Annotated in this window: 31 protein-coding genes; 15 read left to right on the top strand and 16 right to left on the bottom strand. The window is 58.4% G+C overall.

Translation table 11 applies throughout. The features are described from left to right. Positions 1 to 7: 7 nt before the first annotated feature. Positions 8 to 505, top strand: a complete 498-nt coding sequence (locus ACR0L1_RS05450; RefSeq protein WP_480502634.1) for a MarR family winged helix-turn-helix transcriptional regulator — start codon at positions 8 to 10, stop codon at positions 503 to 505. On the opposite strand, the gene ACR0L1_RS05445 is transcribed toward ACR0L1_RS05450, so the two are convergent. Genes ACR0L1_RS05445 through ACR0L1_RS05435 form a run of 3 tightly spaced genes read right to left on the bottom strand, consistent with a single transcriptional unit; the run spans position 506 to position 2,354 of the window. Then, the gene (locus ACR0L1_RS05445) at positions 506 to 1,228 is read right to left on the bottom strand and encodes a DUF1194 domain-containing protein (RefSeq protein ID WP_480857552.1); all 723 of its coding nucleotides are present in this window, start codon (positions 1,226 to 1,228) and stop codon (positions 506 to 508) included. Further along, a complete protein-coding gene (locus ACR0L1_RS05440) occupies positions 1,225 to 1,929 on the bottom strand; it encodes a DUF1194 domain-containing protein (protein WP_480857550.1) in 705 nt (234 codons plus the stop codon). Before ACR0L1_RS05440 ends, ACR0L1_RS05445 begins: the two co-directional genes overlap by 4 nt. Next, positions 1,926 to 2,354, bottom strand: coding sequence for a VOC family protein (locus ACR0L1_RS05435; protein WP_170770314.1), 429 nt, complete (start codon positions 2,352 to 2,354; stop codon positions 1,926 to 1,928). Before ACR0L1_RS05435 ends, ACR0L1_RS05440 begins: the two co-directional genes overlap by 4 nt. Before the next feature lie 178 nt (positions 2,355 to 2,532). Between ACR0L1_RS05435 and thyX the strand changes: the two genes are divergently transcribed. Further along, entirely contained in the window at positions 2,533 to 3,444 is a 912-nt protein-coding gene (gene thyX, locus ACR0L1_RS05430; protein WP_480857548.1) for an FAD-dependent thymidylate synthase, read from the top strand. A gap of 87 nt (positions 3,445 to 3,531) precedes the next feature. Continuing rightward, positions 3,532 to 3,768, top strand: coding sequence for a hypothetical protein (locus tag ACR0L1_RS05425; protein WP_480857546.1), 237 nt, complete (start codon positions 3,532 to 3,534; stop codon positions 3,766 to 3,768). A 112-nt stretch (positions 3,769 to 3,880) separates the two neighbouring features. Here the strand turns inward: ACR0L1_RS05425 and ACR0L1_RS05420 are convergent, their stop codons facing one another. Next, complete coding sequence (locus ACR0L1_RS05420) at positions 3,881 to 4,087, bottom strand: cold-shock protein (RefSeq protein ID WP_008758035.1); 207 nt, start codon at positions 4,085 to 4,087, stop codon at positions 3,881 to 3,883. 50 nt (positions 4,088 to 4,137) lie between these two features. Here ACR0L1_RS05420 and ACR0L1_RS05415 point away from each other — a divergent pair, with 50 nt between their 5' ends. From ACR0L1_RS05415 to ACR0L1_RS05405, 3 genes are read left to right on the top strand one after another with little or no spacing between them, the layout of a single operon-like run. Further along, positions 4,138 to 4,272, top strand: coding sequence for a hypothetical protein (locus ACR0L1_RS05415; protein ID WP_269149773.1), 135 nt, complete (start codon positions 4,138 to 4,140; stop codon positions 4,270 to 4,272). A gap of 30 nt (positions 4,273 to 4,302) precedes the next feature. Then, entirely contained in the window at positions 4,303 to 4,620 is a 318-nt protein-coding gene (locus ACR0L1_RS05410) for an ArsC/Spx/MgsR family protein (protein ID WP_170770321.1), read from the top strand. Between the two features lie 41 nt (positions 4,621 to 4,661). Beyond that, the gene (locus ACR0L1_RS05405) at positions 4,662 to 5,030 is read left to right on the top strand and encodes a hypothetical protein (protein WP_170770323.1); all 369 of its coding nucleotides are present in this window, start codon (positions 4,662 to 4,664) and stop codon (positions 5,028 to 5,030) included. Position 5,031: 1 nt separating this feature from the next. On the opposite strand, the gene ACR0L1_RS05400 is transcribed toward ACR0L1_RS05405, so the two are convergent. The 5 genes from ACR0L1_RS05400 to thrS form a co-directional block, all read right to left on the bottom strand. Beyond that, positions 5,032 to 5,550 carry a DoxX family membrane protein gene (locus ACR0L1_RS05400; RefSeq protein WP_170770325.1) on the bottom strand — a complete coding sequence of 173 codons (519 nt, stop codon included), beginning with the start codon at positions 5,548 to 5,550 and terminating at the stop codon, positions 5,032 to 5,034. After that, on the bottom strand, positions 5,550 to 6,308 hold the full coding sequence (locus tag ACR0L1_RS05395; protein WP_480857544.1) for an HvfC/BufC family peptide modification chaperone: 759 nt from the start codon (positions 6,306 to 6,308) through the stop codon (positions 5,550 to 5,552). Before ACR0L1_RS05395 ends, ACR0L1_RS05400 begins: the two co-directional genes overlap by 1 nt. After that, the gene (gene bufB / locus ACR0L1_RS05390) at positions 6,305 to 7,162 is read right to left on the bottom strand and encodes an MNIO family bufferin maturase (RefSeq protein ID WP_480857542.1); all 858 of its coding nucleotides are present in this window, start codon (positions 7,160 to 7,162) and stop codon (positions 6,305 to 6,307) included. The genes ACR0L1_RS05395 and bufB overlap by 4 nt, the downstream gene beginning before the upstream one ends. A gap of 72 nt (positions 7,163 to 7,234) precedes the next feature. Then, on the bottom strand, positions 7,235 to 7,537 hold the full coding sequence (locus ACR0L1_RS05385; RefSeq protein ID WP_170770331.1) for a BufA1 family periplasmic bufferin-type metallophore: 303 nt from the start codon (positions 7,535 to 7,537) through the stop codon (positions 7,235 to 7,237). Between the two features lie 220 nt (positions 7,538 to 7,757). Beyond that, a complete protein-coding gene (gene thrS, locus ACR0L1_RS05380; protein ID WP_480502627.1) occupies positions 7,758 to 9,716 on the bottom strand; it encodes a threonine--tRNA ligase in 1,959 nt (652 codons plus the stop codon). Positions 9,717 to 9,933: 217 nt separating this feature from the next. Between thrS and ACR0L1_RS05375 the strand changes: the two genes are divergently transcribed. The 4 genes from ACR0L1_RS05375 to ACR0L1_RS05360 all read left to right on the top strand — a co-directional run bounded on the left by ACR0L1_RS05375 (position 9,934) and on the right by ACR0L1_RS05360 (position 13,083). Then, entirely contained in the window at positions 9,934 to 10,683 is a 750-nt protein-coding gene (locus ACR0L1_RS05375; protein ID WP_480857539.1) for an alpha/beta fold hydrolase, read from the top strand. Then, positions 10,680 to 11,663 carry an alpha/beta hydrolase gene (locus ACR0L1_RS05370; RefSeq protein ID WP_480857538.1) on the top strand — a complete coding sequence of 328 codons (984 nt, stop codon included), beginning with the start codon at positions 10,680 to 10,682 and terminating at the stop codon, positions 11,661 to 11,663. The genes ACR0L1_RS05375 and ACR0L1_RS05370 overlap by 4 nt, the downstream gene beginning before the upstream one ends. Before the next feature lie 20 nt (positions 11,664 to 11,683). Further along, positions 11,684 to 12,298, top strand: a complete 615-nt coding sequence (locus ACR0L1_RS05365; RefSeq protein ID WP_480502890.1) for a hypothetical protein — start codon at positions 11,684 to 11,686, stop codon at positions 12,296 to 12,298. A 68-nt stretch (positions 12,299 to 12,366) separates the two neighbouring features. Beyond that, positions 12,367 to 13,083: an alpha/beta fold hydrolase gene (locus ACR0L1_RS05360; RefSeq protein ID WP_480857536.1), complete on the top strand. Its 717-nt coding sequence runs from the start codon at positions 12,367 to 12,369 to the stop codon at positions 13,081 to 13,083. Here the strand turns inward: ACR0L1_RS05360 and ACR0L1_RS05355 are convergent. Both ACR0L1_RS05355 and phaZ read right to left on the bottom strand, forming a co-directional pair. Beyond that, complete coding sequence (locus ACR0L1_RS05355; protein WP_480857534.1) at positions 13,074 to 13,658, bottom strand: DUF6151 family protein; 585 nt, start codon at positions 13,656 to 13,658, stop codon at positions 13,074 to 13,076. The two genes, ACR0L1_RS05360 and ACR0L1_RS05355, sit on opposite strands and share 10 nt — an antisense overlap. Before the next feature lie 5 nt (positions 13,659 to 13,663). Next, positions 13,664 to 14,935 carry a polyhydroxyalkanoate depolymerase gene (gene phaZ / locus ACR0L1_RS05350; RefSeq protein ID WP_480502623.1) on the bottom strand — a complete coding sequence of 424 codons (1,272 nt, stop codon included), beginning with the start codon at positions 14,933 to 14,935 and terminating at the stop codon, positions 13,664 to 13,666. A 112-nt stretch (positions 14,936 to 15,047) separates the two neighbouring features. On the opposite strand from phaZ, the gene ACR0L1_RS05345 reads away from it, so the two are divergent. From ACR0L1_RS05345 to ACR0L1_RS05330, 4 genes are all read left to right on the top strand, one after another. Further along, positions 15,048 to 16,850, top strand: coding sequence for a PHA/PHB synthase family protein (locus tag ACR0L1_RS05345; protein ID WP_480857532.1), 1,803 nt, complete (start codon positions 15,048 to 15,050; stop codon positions 16,848 to 16,850). Between the two features lie 131 nt (positions 16,851 to 16,981). After that, on the top strand, positions 16,982 to 17,428 hold the full coding sequence (locus ACR0L1_RS05340; RefSeq protein ID WP_170770646.1) for a phasin family protein: 447 nt from the start codon (positions 16,982 to 16,984) through the stop codon (positions 17,426 to 17,428). 134 nt (positions 17,429 to 17,562) lie between these two features. Next, on the top strand, positions 17,563 to 18,117 hold the full coding sequence (gene phaR, locus ACR0L1_RS05335) for a polyhydroxyalkanoate synthesis repressor PhaR (RefSeq protein ID WP_170770347.1): 555 nt from the start codon (positions 17,563 to 17,565) through the stop codon (positions 18,115 to 18,117). Positions 18,118 to 18,124: 7 nt separating this feature from the next. Further along, positions 18,125 to 18,880, top strand: coding sequence for a trypsin-like serine peptidase (locus ACR0L1_RS05330; protein ID WP_480857530.1), 756 nt, complete (start codon positions 18,125 to 18,127; stop codon positions 18,878 to 18,880). Positions 18,881 to 18,883: 3 nt separating this feature from the next. On the opposite strand, the gene ACR0L1_RS05325 is transcribed toward ACR0L1_RS05330, so the two are convergent. Beyond that, positions 18,884 to 20,098, bottom strand: a complete 1,215-nt coding sequence (locus ACR0L1_RS05325) for a DegT/DnrJ/EryC1/StrS family aminotransferase (RefSeq protein ID WP_480857528.1) — start codon at positions 20,096 to 20,098, stop codon at positions 18,884 to 18,886. Between the two features lie 184 nt (positions 20,099 to 20,282). On the opposite strand from ACR0L1_RS05325, the gene ACR0L1_RS05320 reads away from it, so the two are divergent. Further along, complete coding sequence (locus tag ACR0L1_RS05320) at positions 20,283 to 21,272, top strand: formylglycine-generating enzyme family protein (RefSeq protein WP_480857526.1); 990 nt, start codon at positions 20,283 to 20,285, stop codon at positions 21,270 to 21,272. Between the two features lie 142 nt (positions 21,273 to 21,414). On the opposite strand, the gene ACR0L1_RS05315 is transcribed toward ACR0L1_RS05320, so the two are convergent. From ACR0L1_RS05315 to ACR0L1_RS05300, 4 genes are read right to left on the bottom strand one after another with little or no spacing between them, the layout of a single operon-like run. Continuing rightward, positions 21,415 to 22,719: an NAD(P)/FAD-dependent oxidoreductase gene (locus tag ACR0L1_RS05315; protein WP_480857524.1), complete on the bottom strand. Its 1,305-nt coding sequence runs from the start codon at positions 22,717 to 22,719 to the stop codon at positions 21,415 to 21,417. A gap of 6 nt (positions 22,720 to 22,725) precedes the next feature. Then, positions 22,726 to 24,084: a glutamine synthetase family protein gene (locus tag ACR0L1_RS05310; RefSeq protein WP_170788882.1), complete on the bottom strand. Its 1,359-nt coding sequence runs from the start codon at positions 24,082 to 24,084 to the stop codon at positions 22,726 to 22,728. Continuing rightward, on the bottom strand, positions 24,084 to 24,764 hold the full coding sequence (locus ACR0L1_RS05305) for a type 1 glutamine amidotransferase (protein WP_480857522.1): 681 nt from the start codon (positions 24,762 to 24,764) through the stop codon (positions 24,084 to 24,086). The genes ACR0L1_RS05310 and ACR0L1_RS05305 overlap by 1 nt, the downstream gene beginning before the upstream one ends. A gap of 59 nt (positions 24,765 to 24,823) precedes the next feature. Further along, complete coding sequence (locus tag ACR0L1_RS05300) at positions 24,824 to 26,143, bottom strand: glutamine synthetase family protein (protein WP_480857821.1); 1,320 nt, start codon at positions 26,141 to 26,143, stop codon at positions 24,824 to 24,826. Positions 26,144 to 26,249 lie beyond the last annotated feature (106 nt).

The raw sequence follows: 26,249 nt of genomic DNA, 5'->3' as shown, positions 1-26,249 counted from the left end.
GGATCGGATGAGTATGGAAATGCAGGTCTCCGCGCACGGGGCCAAGGGCTTCATGACCAGCTATCTTGAGGCGCTTGCGCTGGTGGAACGGCTGCACCGCCTGCTGCTGGACGTCATCAAGGACGAGTTCGAGCGTGTCGGCGTGCTTGAGATCAACGCCGTGCAAGCCTTGTTGCTGTTCAATATCGGCGATCATGAGGTCACGGCGGGCGAATTGAAAAGCAGGGGCTACTATCAGGGCAGCAATGTCAGCTACAACCTGAAAAAGCTGGTTGAGATGGGCTATATGCACCACCAACGCTGCGAGATTGACCGCCGCTCGGTGCGCGTGCGTCTGACGCCGCGGGGGCGTGAGATCCGCAATATCGTATCCGAACTGTTCGCGCGCCACGCAGGTGGGTTGCAATCACGTGGCGTATTGGAGCTGGAAGGGATTGAGGACATCACCACTTCCCTCCGCCGGGTTGAACGCTACTGGACGGATCAGATCCGCTATATTTACTGATCAGGGCCGGGTGTAGGGCCCGGCATCGGACAGGACCTGGCCTTCAAGCTCGCGGATCAGCTTGCGGGCCATCGCGTCCTCATAGGCTTCGAACCCCACGGCAACCTCGACAAAGGCATCGGGGCCCATAATGACCCACGCATTGTAATAGGCGGACAACTCGCTGATCTGCACGTCGCGCTTGTCCCCAACATTGGCGTCATCCGGGCCGATCACCAGACCGTTGATAGTGATCCCGCTGGCTTGCAGCGCCTGTTTGGCCTCGCGGGGATGGGGTCCAATGTTGTGTTTGCCGTCGCCAGACAGGTCCAGCGTGTGCTTCCAGCACTCAGGTTGTTGCCACAGCAGACCGGCGCCAAACTGCATCGCCGATCCGACCGCCGTTCCCTGCGGCGCCGAGCTGCGCGTCACGGAGTTCAACAGGTCTGAAATACCATCCAATTGTTCCTCGGATCGGATTTCTGTCCAGTCTAGCAACATGCGCTGATGACCGGGCTCACTCCATTCGAATACCGCCAACCGCACCGCAGGGCCAAGGCCCGAAAGAAGGAGTTGCTTGACTTCGGGTCGTTGCAGGGCAGCGGCCAGACCACCAAGCTGCAACCGGTATTCGGTACTATCGACCGAACCAGAGACATCCAGCCCAAGGGCCAGCGCTTGCCTGCACTCAGACATCGCAGGCGTTGCCAAAAGGGTTGCGGCAGCGGCAAGGTAGCGGATCATTTCAACGCATCACCAGATAGCGCGCCGATTTGCAGGCCTTGCAATTCCCGCTCAAGTTTGCGGCGCATGGCGCGCTCGAAATCCTCAAACCCTTGCGCAACTTCCAAAAAAGCGCTGGGGCCATGCAGGACATTGTTCTCGAAAAACGGGATCAGGAACAGCTCACCCTCGAAATCGGCGGCGTTGATGACCAGCCCGTTCACCACGATGTCCTGAAATGGAAAGTGGCGATAGGCCGAGTCTGGTCCGTACCCGTCATTGTTCGACCCATCCCCAGACAGATCGATGGTCTGGAACAGGCAGGGCGGGGCTTGCTGCATCAATGTCGCACCAAAGGCCAGCGCATATCCCATCGCCGTGGCCGACCCGCTGTCGGACCGCACCGACTGTTGCACCGTCGTCGCCGCTGCCAGCAAGTCCGCCCGCGTGCGGATCATCGACCAGTTCAGTATGACGTGCTGCGTGCTGCGCCCGCTCCATTCATAAACGGCCAGCGCCACGGGCATGGGGGACGAGAAAAACGCCTCGGTCACCTCGGGTGCGACGAGTGCTGCGGCCAGGCCCTGCCGTTGCAGCGTGTCTTCGGATGCGTCTACCGAGGTCGATATGTCCATCGCCAAGGCGAGCGCCAGCCTGCAGGTCTCGGCCTGCAGAGGGCTGGCCAGTAAGGCCAGTCCCGCTATTGTCAGCCAGCGGATCACCAGTGGCCGGTGCTTTCCATGCTGGCCCAGGGTTCGGCCGGATCAAGCGCGTCACCGTTTTGCAGCAGCTCGACCGAGATATTGTCGGGCGAGCGCACAAACGCCATGCGCCCGTCACGCGGCGGCCGGTTGATCACGACGCCATTGTCCTGAAGTAGTTGGCATATTTCGTAGATATTATCGACTCCGTAGGCCAAGTGACCGAAATGCCGGCTATCGCTAGGCAATCCGTCGTCGCCATCCCAGTTGTATGTCAGTTCGATCGGGCGATCTTCTTGCCCCGGAGGCGCCATGAAGATCAGCGAAAACCGGCCCTGTTCACTGTCATACCGGCGGGTTTCTTGCAGCCCCAGCAGTTCGTAAAACGCCATGGATTTCTCAAGATCTTTCACACGGACCATGGTGTGGAGGTATGTCAGCCCCATTGCGGTTTCCTTTTTTTGTTCAGGTGATGACAAGCACCTTAGCGCGCTAACATAGTCTGTCGAGAGGTGCGGCGGACACAATTTGGAAAATGCACAAACAAGCGTACATATCGCGGTTCCGGTCGCTGCATTGCCGAGATATAGTGGTCGCCGACTCATTCGATGGAAAGGAAATTTCATGCCGCTGTCCTCTGACCAACTGGCCGAGATCGAAGCGCAAAGGGCGCAATCGCATCAAACGCGTCGTGTTGTGGCTCCGGGGATGGAAGATCATTTGTACACCGCTCATCAAGTCCTGGACCACGGCTTTGTGCGCGTAATCGACTATATGGGCGATGATAACGCGATCTGTCAGGCGGCGCGGGTGTCTTACGGCAAAGGCACTAAGTCGGTGCAGAATGACGAAGGCCTGATCCGCTATCTGATGCGTCACTGGCATTCGACCCCGTTCGAGATGTGCGAAATCAAGTTGCATGTGAAGCTGCCTGTCTTTGTGGCCCGTCAATGGATCCGGCACCGGACGGCGAATGTGAATGAATACTCCGCGCGCTACTCAATCCTGGATCGGGAGTTCTATATTCCCGCGCCCGACCATGTGGCGGCGCAGTCCGAGGTGAATAACCAGGGTCGGGGCGAAGCATTACAAGGTGAAGAGGCCGCGCGGGTTCTGGAGATACTAAAGGCTGACAGCGCCCGGTGCTATGACAATTACGAGGCGATGATCAGTCAGGACGGTCAGCAGGGTCTGGCGCGTGAACTGGCGCGAATGAACCTGCCGGCGAATATCTACACCCAGTGGTATTGGAAGGTGGACCTGCACAACCTGTTCCACTTCCTGCGTTTACGGGCCGACCCGCATGCGCAGTACGAAATCCGGGTATATGCAGATATGATGTGCAAGATCGTCGCCGATTGGGTGCCATTCGCTTACAAAGCCTTTGAAGATTATCGTCTGGGCGCGGTGAATCTGTCGGCACAGATGGTCGACAGCCTGCGGCGGATGCTCGCCGGAGAGGCCGTGACGCAGGAAACCTCGGGCATGACCGCCCGCGAATGGCGCGAGTTCGAAGCGGTCATTCGCGAAAACTAAACGCATATCGTTTGTCTATACGTACTGTCATGAAGCTGTTGCACTGGCTTCATGACTTTTCTTTCCTGTATCCGATACGCGTGCTTGATGTCGTTGCTTGGCGCTCCGGCTTTGGCCAAATCCCCTATTGCTGAGGTGCTGTGTGAGCCGACGTCCCGGTTGCATGACAAGCTGGAACGTCAGTTCGACTCGCAACGCGCAGCCTCTGGGGTGCGCAGCCCTGAGCAGATCATGGAAGTCTGGACTAGCGAGAAAGGTGATTGGACGATGGTTGTCACTTATTCGACCGGCACGTCCTGCATCGTTGCGATGGGTCAAGACTGATTCACGCACGTCGACGCAGATCCGGCGCGCGGTTAACATTGGTCGAACCATTATTGGTCAACGGCCGGAAATTGGCCGTTGCCCTGCTTTGTCTTCCCGTCGGGAGGGGGCCTTACAACGGTTTCAAATCGGCGGCCATCTGGCGACCGTCGCGTCCGTCCTGCAATTCGTATGAGACTTTCTGATTGTCTGCGAGCCCGGTCAGACCTGACCGTTCAACAGCCGAGATATGTACAAATACGTCCTTGCCACCTTCATCAGGGGCAATAAACCCATAGCCTTTAGTGGTATTAAACCATTTCACGGTGCCAGTTGGCATTTCCCGTGTCTCCTTCTACTTACACGTTGTCCCACAAATTGGTGGGGGAAGTGATTGACGCCACCGCCTTTCATCACCGCCGCGCCCACACGCTTCGGCCCGAATTGCGTATTTCGTCTTTTTCAACATTGCACGGTGAAGTAAAAAATCAAGAATTACCGGAACACGTTGGCGAAATTGCCTAAAATTCGCACAAGCACAGGAAGCCCCCGAAAATGCGTCTATATGGACTTAAGAACTGTGACACCTGCCGTAAGGCATTGAAGTCATTGCAGGATGTTGAATTCATCGACGTCCGCGCTGATGGCGTGCCTGAAACAGTGCTCTCAAAGGCTCTTACACATTTCGGCGAGGCTTTGCTCAACACCCGGTCCACGACTTGGCGGGGCCTAAGCGAAGACGAACGCGCGCGTGCACCATTGGAGCTGTTGCGCGATCATCCGACCTTAATGAAACGCCCGCTGATCGAGCGTGACGGGGAGCTTTTTCTCGGCTGGACGGCGGCGACGAAGGCGGCTCTTGGCGTCGGCTGAGCGGATGCTTATCTGCAAGGGCGCAAGCAAGAGGGCGAAGGATGCGTAACGCAGCGATGATTTTGGGTGTGATTGCCGGGCTAATCGGCATGTTGGTCGGCTTTGTCGGCTATGGCTATGTCGAACTGATCGACCGGTTCGGTGAGATCGACGGGTTGGCCGAGCAGGTCGACAACGCGCAACTGATCCAGACGGCCTCAATCCTTGCGCCTCTGCTGGCGATTGCCGGTGGTGCCATGGCCAAGGCGCGGGCACTGGTTGGGGGGCTATTGTTGCTGGTCTCAGCAGGCGGCATGTATTACGCGTTTGGCTTCAATGCCTTTACCATGTTCCCCGTCGCATTTGCCGGGGTGGCGGGGGTCCTCGGGCTGGCCGCAGGTAAACCGGACGAGCCCAAGGCGCATTTCTAGATCATTTTAGGCGCAGGACGCGGTCAATGGAAATCGGGCCTGCGCCGTTGATCACGATGACCAGGAACAGGAAGGTCCACATCACACGCTGATCCATCAAAGTGATGGCGTTGTCGAACAATCCACCCAGTTTCACGCCGTGACCGGCGACATCAACGATGGTCTGGACCCAGACGAACCCGATCATGGCCAGGGCAGCAACGCGTGTCAGAAGACCAACCAGCAGAAGCGCAGGCAGGACGAATTCGGCCACGGTGCCGAAGAAGATCACGATGCGCTGGAAAAAGGTCATCTGGGTGACGTCGTACAAAACGGCTTCAGCCGCTTTGGGGAAGATCTGGCCAAAGGCACCGGCTGACGCCGAGAAGATCGACCCGTCAATCTTCAGGGTGGCCGAGTTCCAGTAATACACAAGCAATACAGCAACAAAAACAAGCCGCGCCAGGGTCGGGGTCAGCCAATTGGCCGAACTGTCGAGCCGTCCCAGGACGTTATTGTGAAGAGAGATCAGGGCAGTCATTATGCCAGCCTTTCGATAGTCACAGAAGTAAGAGCGCCGCCTTGAAGCAGCAGCGCCAGAGTAGCCCCAAGGTCAAACTCGGGGGTGGTTGCAGAGGTGTTTTCAAACGCCTGACCGATCGTCTGACCGGCCATCATCTCTGCAATCCAATCCGCACCACCGGCAGGCAGCAGATGCGGAGCGGGATCATATTCCGGTCGTGTTACTAACACGCCTTCGGCCCCAGCCTGTGGCTTGGGTGCGTTTTCTAGCGTGTTGAAACGCCAGATCGAATAAATCGGCCATTCCGAGCGGATCACCCGCATCGACGGCGCAAATTCAAGCGTGGCCTGCATCACCTCATCAGGCGCAACTGCCAGCGCATCCGCTGGGGCTGGGGTGCTGTCGGCGGCGTGGTAAGACTGACGCAGAGCCAGTTCCAGCCGAGCGATGTCGGGCAGGTAGCCCAGATGCGAAAGCTGCGGCATCCCGGCCAGAAACTCGGGGAATGCTTCGCCATAGAACATCATCATGGGCGAGGTCGGAGGATGCTGACGTAGGAAAATACCCGATAGACCATCCATATTCTGCGTGCCCAGCAGTTTGGTAATCACCGGAAAGGCCTGATGCATTGCCTCGGTCAGCGACACGGCGACGTTGTTGCGAAAGACGCTGAAACGACGTCCCGCAGGGTGTTCCGACGCGTCCACAAGGCCGTCGGGCACCGCCTGTGACGGGTCCAAAAGCGCCGTGTGGAAGGTTGTCTGAGAAACGCTCATGCTGGAACGCGGTCCAAAGCCGCCTGAGCCCTATCGGCCTCGGCGCGCAGTACAGGCCAGTCGGGAACGTCGGTATCCCATTCGATCAAGATGGGCTTGGAGCCGGACTGGTCCAGAGCGTAATCTAACAGCGTCCATACAGGGTCCACAACCTCGCGCCCATGGCTGTCGATCAGCAGGGGGCGACCGTGGTCGTCTTCATCCTCGTCGTGGCCGCCCAGATGAATCTCACCCACTTTGTCCAGCGGATAGGCGTCGATATAGCCTTGCGGCGAGAAATCCAGATTGGTGGCCGACACGAACACATTATTCACGTCCAGCAACAGGCCACAGCCCGTGCGACGCGCGATTTCACGTAGGAAATCAGGCTCGGACCAGGTGCTCTCCTCGAACGCCAAATAGCTGGAGGGGTTTTCCAGCAGCATCTGCCGCCCGACAACCTCTTGCACCTGATCAATATGCTCACAAACCCGGTCCAAAGTTGCGTCGGTGTAGGGCAGGGGTAGCAGGTCGTTCAGGAAATGGCTGTCATGGGTCGACCAGGCCAGATGTTCCGAAAAGCTGGCAGGGTTCAGCCAGCCAACCAAATGTTTCAACCGGGCCAGATGATCGGGGTCCAGCGGGGTTTCGCCGCCAATGGACAGGCCGACACCGTGGACAGAGATGGGGAATTGTTCGGACAAATGGCGCAGTTGCGCCAGCGGGCGTCCGCCATCGCCCATGTAATTCTCGGCATGGATTTCCAGCCATGCCACCGGGTGCGCGTGATCCAGAATTTGCTGAAAATGCTGGGGCTTATATCCGACACCCGGCGCGGCGGGCAGTCTGTTTGAACGAATAGCATTGACCAGCATCGTTATAGTCTCCGGTTCACGACAAAGAGGCGGGCGACAAGGCCCGCCCCTTCGGTTTTCCTAAGCGCGGGCTTATGCCGGCAGATCGCGGTCCAGCGGCTCCAGCGAGCCTTTGCGGTCCGAACCGTCTGCGGTTTTAGGCAGCTCGATATCGGCGCAAGTGCCTGCGTCGACCAGAGTCCAGGCATTGCCCTGATAATCAACGGTCGAGGTACCGGCGCAGGTGGTGCCGGGGCCTGCGGCGCAATCGTTTTCGCCTGCCAGCGAAACGCCATAGCATTTCTCTTTGGCTTGTGCGGTTGCGGTGGTGGCCATGCCCGATACGGCGGCTGCAACGGCGCTTGCGATAACGAGGGACTTAGCTGTGTTCGACATCTCGGTAATCCTTTTGGTGACTGCGTATGTCTGTGTTGACAATGACAAAGGTAGTCGTTCAGAGGCGACAGTTAAATTCACGAGCCCGTGTCTCACAACCCCGTCAGGCACTGTCATGCCCTCTTGTAGGTTAACATATTGTTTTTGAAATCGAAAATGGAAAATATTTCAATCCGGCCCCTGTTTTAGGGCCGGATCGCAGGCGAATTGACGCCGAATGTTACAGCAGATCGGGGGGGGTCGCCGCCTTGGATAGCTCAATTGTTACAGCCTCAAGTGATTGAACCTGTGTTTGTTTTTCGCCAAGACGGCGCACGCTGACGGTGCGGTCTTCGACTTCGCGGTGACCGACGGCCAAAATCACGGGCACTTTACCGACAGAATGCTCGCGGACCTTGTAGTTGATCTTTTCGTTGCGGATATCCGCTTCGGCCCGAACCCCGGCGGCTTTGAGCGTTTCCACCACTTCGGCCACATAATCATCCGCCTCGGAAGTGATCGAGGCCACGACAACCTGACGCGGGGCCAGCCAGAACGGCAGCTTGCCGGCGTGCTCTTCGATCAAGATACCGATGAAACGTTCAAACGAGCCCAGCGTTGCCCTGTGCAGCATGAACGGACGGTGCTTGGCACCGTCTGCGCCGATGAAGCTGGCATCCAGACGTTCGGGCAGATTGGGGTCAACCTGCAGCGTGCCGCATTGCCAGGTCCGGCCGATGGCGTCGGTCAGGGTGAATTCCAGCTTAGGTCCATAGAACGCGCCTTCGCCTTCGAGGATCTCATAGTCGTACCCGGCCGCCTTGCAGGCATCACCAAGAGCCTTTTCCACCAGATCCCAGCTTTCATCAGACCCGATGCGCTTTTCCGGGCGGGTGGATAGTTTAATCGTCCAGTCGTGGAAGCCCAGATCGGCATAGACCTTGGATAGGAAGGCAATGAACTTTGCGGTCTCGGATTCGATCTGATCCTCGGCACAGAAGATATGGCCGTCATCCTGCGTGAAACCGCGCACCCGCATGATCCCGTGCAGCGCGCCCGAGGGTTCATAACGTGCGCAAGACCCGAACTCGGCCATGCGCAGGGGCAGGTCGCGATAGGATTTTAGACCCTGATTGAACACCTGCACGTGGCAGGGGCAGTTCATCGGCTTCAGCGCGTTGATCGCCTTTTCACGGGCATGTTCTTCATCCACTTCGACGATGAACATGTTTTCCTGATATTTGTCCCAGTGACCCGAGGCCTCCCACAGTTTGCGGTCGACAACTTGCGGAGTGTTGACCTCGACATAGCCGTCGCGTTCCTGCATTCGGCGCATGTAGTCCTGAAGGGTGGTGTAGATTTTCCATCCGTTCGGATGCCAGAAGATCTGGCCGGGGGCCTCTTCCTGCATGTGGAACAGGTTCATCTCGCGGCCCAGCTTGCGGTGGTCGCGTTTGGCGGCCTCTTCCAGCATGTGTAGGTGGGCTTTCAGCTTTTCCTTGCCGGTGAAAGCCACGCCATAGATCCGCTGCAACATCGCGCGGTCGCTGTCGCCGCGCCAATAGGCGCCCGCGATGCTCATCAGTTTGAACGCATCGCCGGGCAGTTGGCCGGTGTGCTGCAGGTGCGGACCTCGGCACAGGTCCTGCCAGTGGCCGTGCCAATACATCCGCAGCGGTTCATCACCCGGAATGGCTTCGATCAGCTCGACCTTATAGGGCTCGTTATTGGCCTTGTAGAATTCGATCGCGCGGTCGCGGTCCCAGACCTCGGTGGTGACGGGGTCGCGCTTGTTGATGATCTCTTTCATCTTTTTCTCGATGAGGCCGAGATCTTCGGGGGTGAAGGGTTCCTCGCGGTCAAAGTCATAGTACCAGCCATTGTCGATCACGGGGCCGATGGTGACTTTGGTCGCGGGCCAGATTTCCTGCACCGCCCGGGCCATGACATGCGCCAGATCGTGACGGATCAGCTCATTGGCCTGCTCTTCATCTTTCATGGTGTGGATGGCGATTTGGGCGTCGGACTCAATAGGCCATTGCAAGTCCCAATGCTTGCCGTCGACCGTGGCCGAGATTGCCTTTTTGGCCAGCGAGGTCGAGATATCGGCGGCCACCTGCGCGGGTGTTACGCCTGCGTCATAGGAACGTGCATTGCCATCGGGGAAGGTGAGAGAGACGGATTTCGAATCCAGGGCCATGTTGGCTCTCCTCGTCGGTTTGGCGCCCACTGAACGCCCGGTTGCGGGTTATTTGCGTCTGGCTGCTTTGGCAGGTGGTGGGGATTGTGTCAAGTGCGGGAGCGAGGGACGCTGCCCCTCGCGCACCCCGGGATATTTTTAGCCAGATGAAGGTCGGATCGGGGAATTGCGGTTGGGGTTGGGACGTGCATGATGTTGACAAAGCAAAGAGGGTTTTATGGTAGAGGCTGAATTTCTGGAGACCGCGCAGGGGCGGCGATTGGCGTATCACAAAAGTGAGGGGTCTGGGCCCACGGTCGTTTTTCTTGGCGGGCTGAAGTCGGATATGGAAGGCACCAAGGCGGTGCATCTTGAAGCATGGGCAAAGGCACGTGGGCAGGCGTTTTTGCGGTTCGACTATTCGGGGCATGGGGAGAGTTCCGGTACGTTTGAGGAAGGCTGCATTGGCGATTGGCATGAGGATACCGTTGCCGCGGTCAAGGCGCTGACCGAAGGGTCCTTGATTGTGGTCGGGTCGTCCATGGGTGGCTGGCAGGCGTTGTTGTTGGCAAAGGCAATGCCGGAACGAATTGTCGGGATGGTTGCAATCGCTGCCGCGCCGGACTTTACCGAAGATGGCTATTGGGCCTCGTTCAGCGATTCACAGAAGGCGGCTCTGGAGACGGTGGGGCATGTGGAATTGCCCTCGGATTACATGGAGCCTTACATCATTACCAAGCGCATGATCGAAGATGGGCGCACGCGATTGGTTCTGCGCGATCCGTTGGCTTTGCCATTTCCCGTGCGATTTTTGCAGGGCACGGCGGATACAGCGGTGTCAATCGAGACGGCTGTGCGGTTGCTGGACCATGCCAGTGGACCGGATATGCGGTTGCTGTTGGTCAAGGATGCGGATCACAGATTCTCGGACGGGCCTTGCCTGGAGATCATCGAACGCGCCGTGCTTGATGTGCTTGCCCCCGAATGACCCGGTTGGTTCTGCGTTTCATTGTCGTGCTGGCAGCTCTGGGCGGCCTGATCTTCTGGTTGGGGCCGCGCGAAGAGGTTGACCTTCATCCCACGTTTGAGCCGCGCAAATTTGGCGAGGGGGTGCAGGTCTATTTCGAGAGTGTCGAATCCGCCTTCGAAGACATCGTTCCCGGTGTCGAAAAGCGGGTGATCTGGCAAGAGGGATTCAAGGAACAGCGAACACCGGTGTCGATCCTTTATGTTCACGGATTCTCGGCCTCATCCGAGGAAATCCGCCCGGTGCCGGATCTGTTGGCAGAGGCGTTGGGTGCCAATCTGGTCTACACGCGTCTGCAAGGCCATGGTCGCAGCGGTACGGCCATGGCTGAGGCGACGGCCTCGGGTTGGATGTTGGACATGGTCGAAGGTCTGGCTGCGGCACGCGCGGTTGGCGACCGGGTGGTTGTGATCTCGACCTCGACTGGGGGGACGCTGGCTGCGGCTGCCGCGCTGGATGCCGAGATGGTGCAGGGCGTCGGCGCGATGATCTTTGTTTCGCCGAATTTCGGGGTCAATACGCCGGGGGCTTGGATACCCGGCCTGCCCTGGGCACGGCAGTGGTTGCCGCTGTTGATGGGGGAAACCCGCGATGTGTCTGATACCGACCCGGAGCGGAACAAATACTGGTCGCTGAGCTATCCGTGGGAGGCCGTTGTTCCCATGACCCGGCTGGTCGATGTGGTGAACGCGCAGGATTTTGCGCAAGCACAGGTTCCGGCGCTGTTCTGGTTCTCGGATGACGATCAGGTGGTACGACCGGATCGGACTCATGAAGTGGCGCAGGCGTGGGGCGGGCCTGCGACGGTTCATCTGGTTACGATGGGAGCAGATGACGATCCTGCGTCGCATGTTGTGGCCGGGCGGCTGATGTCGCCGGGGCAGACCGAAGTCACCGTGGATGGCATGCTCGCGTGGCTACGCTCGGTGGGGATCGAATAGCGATGCGTAAACCGGCCAGTATGTGGAGCCTTGAGACGCTGGGCCGGGTGCGCTTGTCGCGGCATTTCTTCATGCGGGACTTCCTGTATTCCGAAATCGGGAATTTTCATGGGATACAGAACATCCCCGAAAAACCTGATCTAGCCATCGAAACGGGGCGCGCTTTTTGCCAAACCCTGCTGGACCCTTTGGAAGAGACCTTTGGGCGCGTCGCCGTACGCTCGGGTTATCGCGCGCCGTCGCTGAACCGGTTCGGCAACGAAAACAAACTGAACTGTGCCCGCAATGATAACCCGATGGAATGCCATATCTGGGATCGGGGCACGGGCGAGAACCGGATTGCGGGGGCTTCGATCGTGATTCCGTGGTTCGCGGATCAATATGGAACCGGGCGCGATTGGCGCGATATTGCGTGGTGGATGCATGATCATCTGGACTATTCCGAGATCTGGTTCTTTCCCAAGCTCTGCGCGTTCAATCTGGTCTGGAGACCCAATCCGCATCGCCGGATCGATAGCTATATCGCGCCACGCGGATGCCTGTTGCGGGCTGGGGCGGAACCTGATGAACCACGGGACAAGCGGCAGGCGCGCTATGCGGATTTCCCACCCTTTCGGGGCATCGACTATCCTTGAACTTTCCCTTGCCCGGGTGCTGGAAAACACTCATCCTGCAGGGAAAGTTGATTATTGTGGAGGCTCTGTTGATTGAGCCGTTGGTTTTACTGCCCGGTTTCATGTGCGATGCGCGCCTGTTCGGGGCTCAGATTTTGTACCTGTCTCATTACCGCGCGGTGACGGTTGCGCCCCTGTCGGTCGGCGAACGGATAGAAGAGATTGCCTCAGGCTTGCTGGACCAGTTGCCGCATCGGTTTGCATTGGGCGGCTTCGGCATGGGCGGGGTTGTGGCGCTTGAGATCGCGCGCCGCGCGCCGGACCGGGTCTCCCGGTTGTGCCTGATTGCGACCGATGCACAGGCCGATACCCCTCAGATCGCGGCGGGACGTGAAGAGTTGATCGTTGGGGCAAAATCCGGGCGGCTTGAGGATGTGATGACTCGCATGATCGGTTCGGACACATTGGCGGCGGGGCCGGAGCGGGTGCCCGTCCTGAACGAAGTGATGGCCATGGCCATTGATCAAGGGCCGGATATGTTCGAACGGCAAATGCGAGCCATGCAGCGCCGACCGGACCAGCAAGGGGGGTTGCGGCATATCAACGTGCCAACTCTGGTTTTGTGTGGGGCCCATGACCAAATCACTCCAGTGCGCAAACATAGTTTCATGGCTGAGATGATCCCGAATGCCGAACTGCGTGTGATCGAGGAGGCGGGCCATATGGTGCCGCTCGAGGCCCCCGCCGCGGTGACCGAAGCCTTGGAGGCTTGGCTGAACATTCCGGCGCGTTTGGCCTACTTGTAGAGGGCTGCGCGCTCGGGTTTCGATAGGACGGTCGGTTTCGCCGACGTTTCCCCGGTGTAGGCATCGAAGAAAGGCGTGTTCTTCCAACTGCCAGACAAACGGGACTTCAGCGCGCGCGTCACCAGACCAATTGCCGCAGGGCCCAAGCCTTCATGCGCTTGCTTTCCGCCGGGGCGAGGAACAAAGCCGCGTGTACGTACGGGCCCTAGGTCGCTTGGGTCCGGGATGCGGTTCACGATGAACCCGGCGAAGGGAACTTTCGGTGTACGTGAAGTGGTGGCCAGCGGGGCGTTGCAGCAACTGGCGTACCAGCGCAACATCCCTTTGGGGCTGAGCTGCATCAGCGCAAGGTGTTCTGCGCCGTGTTCAAAAACGATCTCCTCGGGCAGCATTTGCAGCACGTCGACCGGGCCAGGGGCAGGGTCGGGTTGTCCAAAATAAAGCTGCGCGGCCCGGCAATCGTGGCAAAAGCATTCCACATGTGTGTACGAAGCGACCCCTGCGGCTGAAATGCGCCCACTCAAAGCACCGCAGGTGCAGGCGAAGGTAGTGTCCTTGGCCGGGCTTTGAACCATGCGCCTCAGGCGACTTTGTTCTTGTTGGCGGCCCGGCGGCGCGGTTTGCGTGTGTTGGCGTTCATGAAGTCGATCACCAGCGGGCGGATATTGTCGCGCCAGCTGCGGCCCGCAAAAATACCGTAGTGCCCCGCGCCGGGTTCCACATGGCTGGCCTTTTTCGCATCGGGCAGACCGGTGCAAAGATCAAGGGCCGCGATACATTGGCCAGGGGCCGAGATATCGTCATTCGCGCCCTCAACTGATTTTACCGCGACATCGGTGATCTTGCCTATATCCACCTTGTGCCCGGCCACCACAAATTCATTCCGCGCAATTTCGCGGTTTTTGAAGATGCGTTCGACGGTAGACAGGTAGAACTCGGCCGTCATGTCCATCACTGCCAGATACTCATCGTAGAAACGGTTGTGCGCGTCATGATCCGAGGCCTCGCCCCGCATGACACGCTGGATCTGGTCGGTGAAGGCCTTGCTGTGGCGCTCTCCGTTCATCGACATGAACGAGGCCAACTGCAACAGGCCGGGATAGACCATGCGGCCGACGCCTTTGTACTTAAAACCCACACGCTGGATCATGGTTTCTTCCAACTGACCCATTGTAACGCGGCGGCCAAAATCGGTGACATCTGTCGGGGTCGCGTCGGGATCCACCGGCCCACCGATCAGGGTCAGTGTGCTGGGTTGGGCTTTGGGGTCGACCTCGGCCAGATAGGCGGTGGCTGCCAAAGTCAGCGGGGCAGGTTGACACACAGCAACGACATGGGTGTCCGGCCCAAGCTCTTTCATGAAATCGACAAGGTAGAGGGTATAATCCTCGACGTCGAACTTGCCTTCGGACACGAGGATATCGCGCGCATTATGCCAGTCGGTGATGTAAACTTCGCAATTGACCAGCAGGCTTTTGACTGTCGAGCGCAGCAGCGTGGCATAGTGGCCCGACATCGGCGCAACCAGCAACACCTTGCGGGGCTGTTCCTCACGACCATTGACGCGGAAATGGATCAGGTCGCCAAATGCACGCTCGACCACCGGTACGATATCGACAAGGTGGTCCTTGCCATCCTCGCAGGTGAACGTGCGAATGCCCCAATCCGGTTTGACGACCATGCGCTGGAACGTCCGCTCGGTCACTTCGCCCCAGGCGGCCATCATGCCGAACACAGGGTTGGGCACCATCGAGAAAGCCGGGTAGGAGGCCATCGCGCTTGCGGTTGCACCCATCCATTGATTGGTGTTGCGCATGGTTTCCATCAGATCATAGGTCATCATGTAGCGCATCGGGCGAACCTCCTTGAGTGTCAGCCCGAAATTTCGGACCATTCGTCGCTTTGCGCTGCGGCTGCCGCGACGTTATTCTGCATAGCAGAAAGATTACGGGGGAATTGTTAAAATGACAACAAGTGAAGACCAGGCGCAGGAATTGTCCGCAGAACATCTTGAACGGCTTAAAGAAAATATGAACAAAGTCGAAGAGCTGTCGAAGCGGCTGGTCGAGGTCATGGCCGGGAAGAAGGCGCATTCCCCCGCGTTGGACGGCCCGAATCAAGAGCTTTTCGCAAAAGCAGCAACGGCATATATGGCCGAGGCTTGGCAAAATCCCGCCAAGCTGTTGGAACACCAGATTGCCTATTGGAGCAAGTCTGTCATGAACTTTGCCGAAGCGCAGCAGGCGCTGACAACGGGCGAAGTTGAGGGGGCGGCACCAGTAGCCAAAGACAAACGTTTTGCCAATCCGCTTTGGGAGACTAACCCTTATTTCCGCTTCGTCCGCCAGCAATACCAGACAAATGCCGATGCGATTTCAGAAGCAGTGGCCTCGGTCGATGACATGGATGCCAAAGACAAGCAGCGTCTTCACTTTTTTTCGCAACAGATCATCAACATGATGTCTCCGACAAATTTTCTGGCCACAAACCCCGATGCGCTGGAAAAAGCGGTGGAGACTGAAGGTCAGTCGCTGATCAAAGGGCTGGAGAACCTTGTTTCCGATCTGGAGGCCAATGATGGCGAGATGGTTGTTCGACTGGCGGATGACAGCGCCTTTGAAGTGGGCGGCAATATCGCCACGACACCGGGAGAGGTGGTCTATCGCAACCGGTTGATGGAGCTGATCCAGTACAAACCGGCAACCGAGACAGTGCATGAAACGCCGATTGTCCTGTTCCCGCCCTGGATCAACAAATTCTACATTCTGGACCTCAAGGCCCAGAACAGCCTGATCAAATGGGTAACAGAGCAGGGCTACACCCTATTTGTCGTCAGTTGGGCAAATGCGAACGCGTCCCACGCCGAAATCGGCATGGGGGACTATATCGAAGAAGGTTACCTGACCGCGATCGAGCAGGTGAAGGACATTTGCAAGGTCAAGCAAGTCAATGCGGTCGGCTATTGCATCGCGGGCACCACACTAAGCCTGACGCTTTCGCTGTTGAAGCAGCGCGGGGACAAGTCGATCAAGTCGGCCACGTTCTTCACCACACTGACCGATTTTGGCGAACAGGGAGAGTTCACCCCGTTTCTGCAAAACGACTTCGTCAACGGCATCGAAGACCAGATCGGTAAGGATGGCGTGCTAAAAGCCTGGGTCATCGGGCGAACCATGTCCTTCCTGCGCTCGAACGACCTGATCTACGGCCCCGCAATCCGCAGCTACATGATGGGCGAAACACCTCCGGCGTTTGATTTGCTTTACTGGAACGGAGATGGGGCCAACCTGCCGGGCCGCATGGCGGTCGAGTATTTGCGTGGGCTGTGTCAAAGCAATGATTTTGTCACCGACGGGTTTGAACTGCTGGGGCACAAGCTGCATATCCGGGATGTCGACGTTCCGTTAATGTCAATAACCTGCGAGACTGATCATATCGCGGCCTGGAAAGACTGTTACCGCGGCGTGCAGCAGATGGGCTCGCGGTCGAAAACTTTTGTGGTATCGGAATCGGGTCATATCGCAGGCATCGTGAATCCGCCCTGCAAAAAGAAATACGGGCATTACACCAACCCGGACATGCAACTGGACGCTGACAGCTGGATGAAGGATGCCAATTTCCATGAAGGGTCCTGGTGGCCGCTTTGGGAAGCGTGGTTGAGAAAGCGGTCCGGCAAGCAGATTCCGGCGCGTGAGCCGGGCGATTCGAACCACCCGTCTCTGTGTCCCGCGCCCGGTACCTATGTTTTGGCCAAAGCAACTGATTGATTAATAAGGGAATCCGAAGTATTTTCTGCGTTGCAGCAAAAAAATCTTGCAATGCTGCGATGCAGCAATCATATTGTCCTCAAGCTGATGAAAACCGGGGCGGGCCCGGTTCGGCAAAAAGGATTTGGACAATGGCAAAGACCCCTGACTTCACCGCGACCCTGAAAGACATCATGGGCGCATTCCCCGTTGACACTTCCGCTCTGGAAGGTGCCTTCAAGTCGACCGCAACCCTGAACGAAAAACTGTCGGGTGTTGCTCTGGAAGCTGCAGAGAAATCGGCAGAAATCTCGAACAAATGGACCAAAGACACTCTGGCCAAACTGACCGAGATGTCGAAAGCAAAGGCAGAGCCTGCCGACTACGCAAAAGCCGCAACCGACTTCGCAAGCGCGTCGGCTGAAGTTGCCGCTGAAAACCTGGCTGCTTTCGCTGAAATCGCGAAAAAAGTTCAGAGCGAAACCGTCGAGCTTCTGATGGCTGCCGGTAAAGACGCTGCAGAAGACGCAACTGCTGCTGTCAAGAAAGCCACCAACGAGGTGACTGCTGCTGCCAAGAAAGCAACAGCTGCCAAGTAAGTAAGGCCGCGAGGCGCACCCATTCCTCCCATCTGGTGCAATCGCGTTGGGCAGGTCGAAAGACCTGCCCTTTCTTTTTGTTCTGCACTCGCATAATCTCTGCTGCAACGCATCATCCTTGGGGAGGGTTAACGGTGTCAGAACAAGAAAAACCGTTGCTGATCAAACGCTATGCCAGCCGTCGGCTGTATAACACTGAGACCAGTGACTATGTCACGCTGGAAGATATCGCGGTATTTATTCGCGACGGGCGTGAAGTGCAGATCATTGATCTGAAAACCGGGGACGACCTGACCCGGCAATATCTGCTGCAAATCATTGCGGAACATGAAAGCCGGGGCGAAAACGTGCTGCCGGTGAACGTGCTGAACGATCTGGTCCGCAGTTACATGCTGCCGGGAGGTGGAATGATGCCGCAGTTCTTGCAAAGCTCGTTCGATATGCTGCGCGAAAGCCAGTCCAAGATGATGGAAAACATGAACGCCATGAACCCGATGTCCCAGATGCCCGGGTTCGAGGCGATGCAGGCGCAGCAACAGGCTTTTCTGAAGGCGATGACCGGCGGATTGTCTGGCCAGTGGTCTGGCCCCGACAAGGAAGATGAAGCCAAATCCGAACCGAAAGAAGATCTGGACGACATCAAAAAGCAGCTTGCCGAGCTTCAGCAGAAACTATCCAAACTGAACTGAACCTGCCATGCGCTGGGTGCTGACGGGCGTTGTGCTGTGTTGGGCAACGCTCGTTTATGCGCAAGGGCAGTTTTCTGAGCCGTGGTCGCCGATCTGCACGCTTGGGTCTGCTGCGGATGATGGTAGCGCAGATATCCGTGCCCGCGAAATACTGGATGCGGCTGAACCGCCATGGCGCGCAATCGGACGAGTCAATTTTGCCAGCAGGGCCCAGCGATCTCATTGCACCGGCGTTTTGGTCGCGGATGATCTGGTTCTGACCGCCGCGCATTGCCTTTACAATGCCGCGCGTCAGCGCTGGATCCCGCCATCCAGTATCCGCTTTGCTGCTGGGTATCAGCGAGGGGAGGCCTCCGCGGTCTCGACCGCCAAGCGCTATGTCCTGCCCGAAGGCCAAGGCACTGCATTCAATTACGGACCTGAACTGGATTGGGCGGTGCTTGAACTGGAGAACCCGATTGGCCGGACGTTGGGTTCTTTTCCTCTGACAGAGCAGGATATGTTGACCGGATCGGTCGCGGGTTATGCTGGGGTGCGGCCGCATGTCCTCAGCCGTGCGAACCCATGTCCGGTTGTTCGGCGGACTGATGCGCTGATGACCGCGCGTTGCCCTGTAATGATGGGGGATTCCGGCGCGCCCTTATTGATTGACACGCCATCGGGGCTGGCTGTGGCTGGTGTCTTATCGCGCGTCGCCGCAACCCCCGAAGGGATCGCGGCGCTGTTTGTGTCCAGTCGAGTTGTCTACGTACCCTCGCGCTGACGCTCAGGTGCCGAACGCCATCTCGGGGGCGGTGACCTCGCCGACCGAGGCCAGCAGGATGTCAGCAATCACGTCCAGCTCTTCCCGTGTCAGGCGGACGGGCAGGCGCACATCGCACGCTTTCATCAGCATCTCGCGTGTTTGGGGAAGATCGACCTGCTCGGGCAGAAACTGCCAGTTCCAGAAGGCGCGGGCGTTGTCCTCGCTCAGACCAAAAACCTGAACCTTGACGCCCCGCGCCTCGGATGCTGCGGCAAAGGCGCGGATATCATCATCGCTCAGGTTCACCAGGTTGAACTGGATCGAATCCGGTGCACGTTGTTCCGGCGCAAGCGGGGCAGGGACGTTGATATAAGGCGAGGTGTTCAATCGGTCGGCCACGTAGTCGTGATTGGCGAGCCCGTCTTTGACGCGGCGCGCCAGCTCAGGGATCTGCGGCCGGATCACGGCGGCGCTGAGGTTGCTCATCCGCAAATTATACAGCGGCAATTGGTTCTGCCAGCGAGAAAAGGCTTGCTCCAATTCGGGCGAGTTGTCGCCATGCGGGCCTTTGTGTTTTTTCCAGTTATGCTCATACGCGCCCGACATGATCACGGCGCGGGCCACCAGGTCGGCGTCGTCCGTGATCAGGATACCACCTTCACCTGCGTTGATCATTTTGTAGGACTGGAATGAGAAACAGCCGACCTTGCCAATCGTGCCGATATTACGCCCATGCCAGGTGGTGCCCAGCGAATGGGCCGCGTCCTCGATCACGGGAATATCGCGCGCATCGCACAACGCCATGATTGCGTCCATGTCGGAAGTATGCCCGCGCATATGGCTGATGATGACGGCCTGAACGCTGTCCAGCTTGTCCTCGAAATCGGCCATGTCGATGCGATAATTCTCGCCCACTTCGCACAAAACCGGAATGCAATCCGCATGGACGACCGAGGAGGGCACCGCCGCAAAGGTAAATCCGGGGATCAACACCCGCGCATCCCGCGGCAGGCCCAACGCCTTGAGCGACAGGAACAAGGCCGCCGAGCAGGACGATACCGCCAGCGCGTATTTCGACCCCAAGAGGGCCGCGAACTCACTTTCCAGTAGCGAAACCGGCGCATCCTGTGGCGCGGTATAGCGAAACAGGTCGCCCGATTGCATCAAGGCGTCGATGGCCTCGCGCGCAGCGGCAGGGATGGGTTCGGCGTCATGAACGTTAGGAGGAAGCGTCATATTTGATTTTCCCAAATTCTATCTTTGGAAAAGATAAAGCTAAAAGAACTTCAATCCAAGCCCCTACGTGACCATGCCGCGAAATTTCACCGAACTGTTGTATTTGAAGGCAATTGCATCCCGACCGCCGGATTGCGTCTTGCATCCGTAGGGGAACCCGGGTGGCAATGGGACAATCTAAACATTGCATTTCACGGTCCGGGTTGTTGCCATCATGCTTGCTAGACTTGCTTTTTCACTGTCCATTCTCGCTCTGCCAGCTCATGCGCAATACGTCCTGTCCGACGGAACCGAAGTCGCGCCGCTTGAGATGTTTCAGGAATGCGACGTCTGCCCCGAGATGGTTGCCTTGCCGCTTGGTGAATTTACGATGGGGGGTCCGATCGGTGACTCGATTGATGGGCTGGTCATGCTCGATGGCAAATTGGCCTTGGTCGAGGTCGGGCATCCGGCCATTGGTAAAGATGAACGTCCGCTACACCCCGTTGAAATAGATGTTCCCATCGCCATGGGGCGCAACGAAGTCACGTATGATCGATGGATGGCCTGTGTCCACGATGGCGGGTGCGGCGGTTATACTCCTGACAATGTGATCTTAAAACTCAATGATGAAGAAAAGCATGTCAGGATCCCTGTGTATGGTAACCATCCTGTCGTGAAGGTGTCCTATCTGGACGCGCAGACCTATGTCGAATGGCTAAACGAAAAGATAGGTGTCCAAGCTTATCGTTTGCCGACAGAGGCAGAGTGGGAATATGCGGCTCGAGCCGGGACGCAGACGCGTTTTGCGCAAGGGGATGAGCTTACGTCCGAGCAAGCGAACTTCTACGGCCTCGGAACGGAACGCCTAAGCGGTGTTCCCCGCCCAGATTTACTCTCTCGGATGCTGCCTGTTCCGGTGGATGAATTGGATGCGGCCAACGCATGGGGTGTGCGACATATGTCTGGGAATATCAATGAACAGACGCGGTCCTGCTACACCAGTGAATACGCTGGCTGGTCCACCTCAAGTGAGTGGTTACGCCAAAGCGACGTTGAGAGTTGCAAGCGCGTATATCGCGGAGGTGCATTCAATACGGGAATGGACGCAGTCCGAGTAGCGTCTCGAGGCTCGGGACCGGAAAATCATCGCAGCCAGTATTCCGGTTTTCGCATCGTTCGTCAAATGAACTGAATTTGCCGCGCTGGCCAAATTTTTTGAGTATTTCGCGAAACGGATACATCTTGGCACACTTACGGTGCCCATTACTTGTAGCGCCTGCCAAACAGAGTTGAGTGTACTTTGACGCGCAAAAATTCGAGTTTTGGTTTTGGGCTCACAATCCCAGCCGATCCCTTAGCGCAAACCACGTCATTGCCAGCACCAGCAGGGGGCTGCGCAGGGAGGGGCCTCCGGGGAAGGGCAGGGCGGGGACGCGCGCCATGGTGTCGAAGCCTTCGGCCTGTCCCTGAATGGCCAGCGCCATCAATTGCCCCGCATGGGTGGCAGTTCCGACCCCGTGACCAGAGTAGCCCGAGGCTGACAGGATATTGGGCGCAACCCGCGCCAGATACGGCATCCGCCGCATGGTGATCGCCAGCGTGCCGCCCCAGGCATAGTCGATTTTGACGTCGCGCAGATACGGGAAAATCTCGACCATCGGCTTGCGGACCTTGGCGGCGATATCCGCAGGGAAGCGGTAACCATAGCTTTCGCCGCCACCAAATAGCAGCCGGTTGTCGGCGCTGAGGCGGAAATAGTTCACCACGAATTTCGTATCGGCCACCGCTACGTCTCGGGTCAGAACACGGGCAGCATCTGTGCCTAAAGGCTCAGTCGCAGCGATGAAATTGTTGATCGGCATGACCCGCGCAGCGACCTTGCTGTTCAGGCCCCCCAGATATCCGTTGCAGGCCAGAATGACGTGATCGGCAGTGACCTTGCCCTGCGCGGTGTGGATGATGGCGGGCGAGGTTTCCTCGACTCCCGTCACCTCGGTGCCCTCATAAATCCGCACGCCTGCCTTGGCCGCCGCCTGCGCCAGTCCAAGCGCGTAGTTCAGCGGATGCAGATGCGCCGCACCCATATCCAGATAGCCTCCGCGATAGGCGGGCGAGGGGCACAGACCGTGGCCCGCGCCTTCGTCCAGCAGCTCCATCTGGTCATAGCCATAGCGGTCAGACAAGTGAGCCGCGTGATCGTGCAATTCCTGCTGTTCTCCGCTGGACAGGCCTAGAACGGCAACGCCCGGTTTCAGGTCGCAGTCGATCTGGTGTTTCGCAATCAGCGATTTGACCAGTGCCTTCGCATCCTCGGCAAGATCCCACAGCTTCACCGCATCGTCATCACCAACCAGCCGCTCAAGGTCTTCCTGATCCATCCGTTGTGCGCTGCCCAACTGACCGCCATTGCGGCCCGACGCACCGAAGCCCACACGATGCGCCTCAAGCAGCACCACGCTGAACCCGGCCTCGGCCAGATGCAGCGCTGCGGACAGGCCAGTATAGCCGCCGCCGACCACGCAGACATCCGCCTTTTCATTGCCAGTCAGCGCGGGAAACCTGTCGATAGGATTGACCGTGGCCGCGTACCAGCTGGCTGGATATTCAGCCTTGCGGTCGTTGGAATAAAGCAGGTTCATCGCAGTTCAGACATTCATCAGCAGATGCTCACGCTCCCACGGAGAGATAACCTGCAGGAACTCTTCATACTCGGCGCGTTTGACGATGCCATAGACGCGGGCAAACTCGGGGCCTAGAACCTCATGCAAGGCGGTCGCTTCATCGAATAGGTCCAGAGCATTGCCCATGACCTGCGGGATATCGCCGTCGCCTTCGTAAGCGTCGCCATAGAACTGACGGCGCGGGCGTTCCTGTTGGACCAGGCCCAGATAGCCGCAGGCCAGCGACAGGGCGATGCCCAGATAGGGGTTGCAGTCCATCCCGGCGATGCGGTTTTCGACCCGGCGCGCCTCGGGCCCCGACAGCGGTACGCGGATGCCCGTGGTGCGGTTGTCGCGCGCCCATTCCAGATTGATCGGCGCGGCGTGATCTTTCACATAGCGGCGATACGAATTCACATAGGGCGCCATCACAGCCAGACCCGAGGGCAGGTGGTTCTGCAACCCGGCGATGAAGTGATAGAATGCGTCCGTTTCGCCCCCTTGTGGGCCCGAGAAAATGTTCTGCCCGGTCTCCATGTCGATGATCGAATGATGGATATGCATGGCCGAACCCGGCTCATCCACGATCGGTTTCGCCATGAAAGTAGCAAAACAGTTGTGGCGCAACGCCGCCTCGCGGATCAGGCGTTTGAAATAGAACACCTCATCGGCCAGCTTCACGGGATTGCCGTGGCGCAGGTTGATCTCCAGCTGGCCCGCGCCGCCTTCCTGCGTAATGCCGTCAATCTCGAACCCTTGGTGTTCGGCGAAATCATAGATGTCGTCGATCACTGGTCCGAACTCGTCCACGGCTGTCATCGAGTACGCCTGCCGCGCCGCCGCCGGACGGCCCGAGCGGCCCATCATCGGCTTGATTTCCTGCGCGGGATCCACGTTGGGGGCAACCAGAAAGAACTCCATCTCTGGGGCGACGACCGGTTTCCAGCCCTTGTCGTGATACAGTTGCACCACGCGTTTCAGAACATTGCGCGGGCTGAATGGGATCGGGTTGTCATCGCGGTCGTAGGCATCGTGGATTACCTGCAGCGTCCAGTCGCCGGTCCACGGTGCGGCGGATGCGGTCGTAAAGTCCGGCTTCAGGATCATGTCCCGTTCGATGAACCCGTCCTCACCCGCGGCCTCGCCCCAATCACCGGTGATGGTCTGGTAAAAGATGCTGTCTGGCAGGTGGAAGTAGGATTGCTTGGCGAATTTCGAGGCGGGCACTGCCTTGCCGCGCGCGATGCCGGGCAGGTCCGAGATGATGCATTCGACCTCGTCCAGTCGGTGGCCGTCGAAATAGCTGCGGGCTGCCTGCGGCAGTTGGTCTGTCCAGTCGGCCATCAGGCCCTCTCTTTCTTCAAAAACTCCGCCATGAATTGCCCGATCTTGGGGTTGTCGTCATTGGCAGGCAGGCGGTTTGTGGCCGCTTGCATCAATTCGTCAGGCACAAGGCCCTTGCCGCGTGTCTCAATCAGGCCCTGGATAAAACGGTCACCATATTCGGGGTGGGCCTGTACGGTCCAGATCGTGTCGCCATAAGCCACCATGGCGTTGCGACAGAAATCGTTGGTGCCGGTGACACGCGCGCCGTCGGGTAGGGCGACTACCTGATCCTGATGCCACGCATTCAGGGTAACTGTCTGGCCATCAAGGTCATAGTCGGTGCGCCCAACGGCCCAGCCTCCGGTGAACTTTTCAACCTTTCCGCCCAGCGCCTGTGCGATGATCTGGTGGCCAAAGCAGACGCCAATCAGCGGCTGGCCTTTGTCGCGGATCGCGCGGATCAGATTTTCCAGCGGGGGTATCCACGCGTGATCCTCATACGCTCCATGGCGCGAGCCGGTGATGACCCAGCCCTCAGCCGCATCCGTGCTGGCGGGAAACTCTCCATCAACGACGTTGTAGGTTTCGAACGTGAACCCGTTCCCCCCAAGCAAGGCACGGAACATGCCGTCATAGGTGCCGAACTCACCGTACAGTTCGTCCGGGGGGTGGCCGGTTACAAGGATGCCGATTTTCATGAGTCACCAAATTTGATCAAATTCATTCTAACGAACCCAAAGGGGCCGGGCAAGGGGGGTCAGACGGCCTCGACGTAGCTTAGCCAGTGCTCTTCGGGGGGACGCTCGGCGAAGCGTCGGACTTCCTGCCGTTTGGTCATCGCCAGAAAGCGGATCAAATCAGCAGGGAAGATGCGCGCCACTTTGGGGTCGGATTCGAAGGTAGTGATCGCGGCCTCCCAATCGCCCGCCAGTTGGGGCAGGCCACCGATTTCATAGGCGTTGCCGGTGATCGGGGCGGGCGGCTGAGCTGCGTCCTCGATCCCGTTCATCGCGGCACCCAGAACGGCGGCCAGCATCAGGTAGGGGTTGATGTCGCCACCGGCCACGCGATGTTCAATCCGGCGGGCGGCAGGGGCACCGCCGGGAATGCGCAGGGCAGCGGTGCGGTTCTCGTAAGCCCAACTTGCACCGGTGGGCGCGTGGGCACCGGGCACGAGCCGGGTGTAGGAATTGCCGTGCGGCGCAAAGATCAGCGTGCTACCGGGCATCGCCGCCAGACACCCTGCAACTGCGTGGCGCAGCGTGTCCGTCCCCTCGGGGCCGCCATTGTCAAAGACGTTCCGACCGGCCTGATCCACGACCGAGAAATGCACATGCATCCCGTTGCCCGCATCATCAGCATAGGGTTTGGACATGAACGTTGCGGTAAACCCGTGCTTGCGGGCAAGTCCGCGCGTCAATACCTTGAAAAGCAATGTATCGTCGGCGCAACGCATCGCATCCTGATGGTTCAGGTTAATTTCGAACTGGCCGATGCCGCTTTCGGAAATGGCGGTCTGGGCGGGGATGCCCATCGCGGCGCAGCCATCGTAAAGCTCGGTGAAAAAGGCATCGAACGCGTCCATCTCGGCCATGGACAGAACAGCCTCATCCACCAGCCTGCGCCCGGTAATGGGGTTCATCGGCGGTTGTGGCTGCGCGCCCGAGGAATCGAGCAGAGTGAATTCCAGCTCGGTCGCCGCGATTACCGACCAGCCGCGCTGGGTATAACGGTCCAGCACAGCGCCAAGCGCGTGGCGGGGGTCTCCGGCGAAGGGGGTGCCGTGGTCGTCGTACAGACACATGGGCACCAGTGCGGTGTCCACCTCAAGCCAAGGCATTGGGACCGCGCTGCGATCGGTAGGCAGCAGCACACCATCGGCATCACCGGATTCAAACACCAGCGGACTGCCGTCAATATCCGCGCCCCACAGATCCACATTCAGCGCCGAGAACGGCATCCGCACGGAGCCTTTGTCCAGCTTGTCGGAATACGAGGGCGGCACGCGTTTGCCCCGCAACTGACCGTTCAGGTCACAGGCTGCAACGCGAAAACTGTGCAAGGCGCTCAGGTCCATCGGGGGCTCCATCATTGTGGTTCTCCCGAGGTTTAGTCGACACGGCGCGCCTTGTCACGAAATTTGATCAAATTAAGCCCGCGCCGGGTTCAGGCGGCGCGGGGCA

Source organism: Ruegeria sp. J8, from assembly GCF_056531925.1.
This window is presented reverse-complemented; position numbering and strand designations above follow the sequence as displayed.

Excerpts from the sequence above, each read along its gene's own strand:
- ACR0L1_RS05375 (WP_480857539.1), top strand. The coding sequence starts at position 9,934 with ATGGTAGAGGCTGAATTTCTGGAGACCGCGCAGGGGCGGCGATTGGCG.
- ACR0L1_RS05405 (WP_170770323.1), top strand. The coding sequence starts at position 4,662 with ATGCGTAACGCAGCGATGATTTTGGGTGTGATTGCCGGGCTAATCGGC.
- thrS (WP_480502627.1), bottom strand. The coding sequence starts at position 9,716 with ATGGCCCTGGATTCGAAATCCGTCTCTCTCACCTTCCCCGATGGCAAT.
- ACR0L1_RS05450 (WP_480502634.1), top strand. The coding sequence starts at position 8 with ATGAGTATGGAAATGCAGGTCTCCGCGCACGGGGCCAAGGGCTTCATG.
- ACR0L1_RS05410 (WP_170770321.1), top strand. The coding sequence starts at position 4,303 with ATGCGTCTATATGGACTTAAGAACTGTGACACCTGCCGTAAGGCATTG.
- ACR0L1_RS05305 (WP_480857522.1), bottom strand. The coding sequence starts at position 24,764 with ATGAAAATCGGCATCCTTGTAACCGGCCACCCCCCGGACGAACTGTAC.
- ACR0L1_RS05355 (WP_480857534.1), bottom strand. The coding sequence starts at position 13,658 with ATGGTTCAAAGCCCGGCCAAGGACACTACCTTCGCCTGCACCTGCGGT.
- ACR0L1_RS05330 (WP_480857530.1), top strand. The coding sequence starts at position 18,125 with ATGCGCTGGGTGCTGACGGGCGTTGTGCTGTGTTGGGCAACGCTCGTT.
- ACR0L1_RS05370 (WP_480857538.1), top strand. The coding sequence starts at position 10,680 with ATGACCCGGTTGGTTCTGCGTTTCATTGTCGTGCTGGCAGCTCTGGGC.
- bufB (WP_480857542.1), bottom strand. The coding sequence starts at position 7,162 with ATGCTGGTCAATGCTATTCGTTCAAACAGACTGCCCGCCGCGCCGGGT.
- ACR0L1_RS05385 (WP_170770331.1), bottom strand. The coding sequence starts at position 7,537 with ATGTCGAACACAGCTAAGTCCCTCGTTATCGCAAGCGCCGTTGCAGCC.
- ACR0L1_RS05325 (WP_480857528.1), bottom strand. The coding sequence starts at position 20,098 with ATGACGCTTCCTCCTAACGTTCATGACGCCGAACCCATCCCTGCCGCT.
- ACR0L1_RS05310 (WP_170788882.1), bottom strand. The coding sequence starts at position 24,084 with ATGGCCGACTGGACAGACCAACTGCCGCAGGCAGCCCGCAGCTATTTC.
- thyX (WP_480857548.1), top strand. The coding sequence starts at position 2,533 with ATGCCGCTGTCCTCTGACCAACTGGCCGAGATCGAAGCGCAAAGGGCG.
- ACR0L1_RS05445 (WP_480857552.1), bottom strand. The coding sequence starts at position 1,228 with ATGATCCGCTACCTTGCCGCTGCCGCAACCCTTTTGGCAACGCCTGCG.
- ACR0L1_RS05300 (WP_480857821.1), bottom strand. The coding sequence starts at position 26,143 with ATGGACCTGAGCGCCTTGCACAGTTTTCGCGTTGCAGCCTGTGACCTG.
- ACR0L1_RS05345 (WP_480857532.1), top strand. The coding sequence starts at position 15,048 with ATGACAACAAGTGAAGACCAGGCGCAGGAATTGTCCGCAGAACATCTT.
- ACR0L1_RS05315 (WP_480857524.1), bottom strand. The coding sequence starts at position 22,719 with ATGAACCTGCTTTATTCCAACGACCGCAAGGCTGAATATCCAGCCAGC.
- ACR0L1_RS05435 (WP_170770314.1), bottom strand. The coding sequence starts at position 2,354 with ATGGGGCTGACATACCTCCACACCATGGTCCGTGTGAAAGATCTTGAG.
- ACR0L1_RS05420 (WP_008758035.1), bottom strand. The coding sequence starts at position 4,087 with ATGCCAACTGGCACCGTGAAATGGTTTAATACCACTAAAGGCTATGGG.
- ACR0L1_RS05395 (WP_480857544.1), bottom strand. The coding sequence starts at position 6,308 with ATGAGCGTTTCTCAGACAACCTTCCACACGGCGCTTTTGGACCCGTCA.
- ACR0L1_RS05425 (WP_480857546.1), top strand. The coding sequence starts at position 3,532 with ATGTCGTTGCTTGGCGCTCCGGCTTTGGCCAAATCCCCTATTGCTGAG.
- ACR0L1_RS05400 (WP_170770325.1), bottom strand. The coding sequence starts at position 5,550 with ATGACTGCCCTGATCTCTCTTCACAATAACGTCCTGGGACGGCTCGAC.
- ACR0L1_RS05340 (WP_170770646.1), top strand. The coding sequence starts at position 16,982 with ATGGCAAAGACCCCTGACTTCACCGCGACCCTGAAAGACATCATGGGC.
- ACR0L1_RS05365 (WP_480502890.1), top strand. The coding sequence starts at position 11,684 with ATGTGGAGCCTTGAGACGCTGGGCCGGGTGCGCTTGTCGCGGCATTTC.
- phaZ (WP_480502623.1), bottom strand. The coding sequence starts at position 14,935 with ATGCGCTACATGATGACCTATGATCTGATGGAAACCATGCGCAACACC.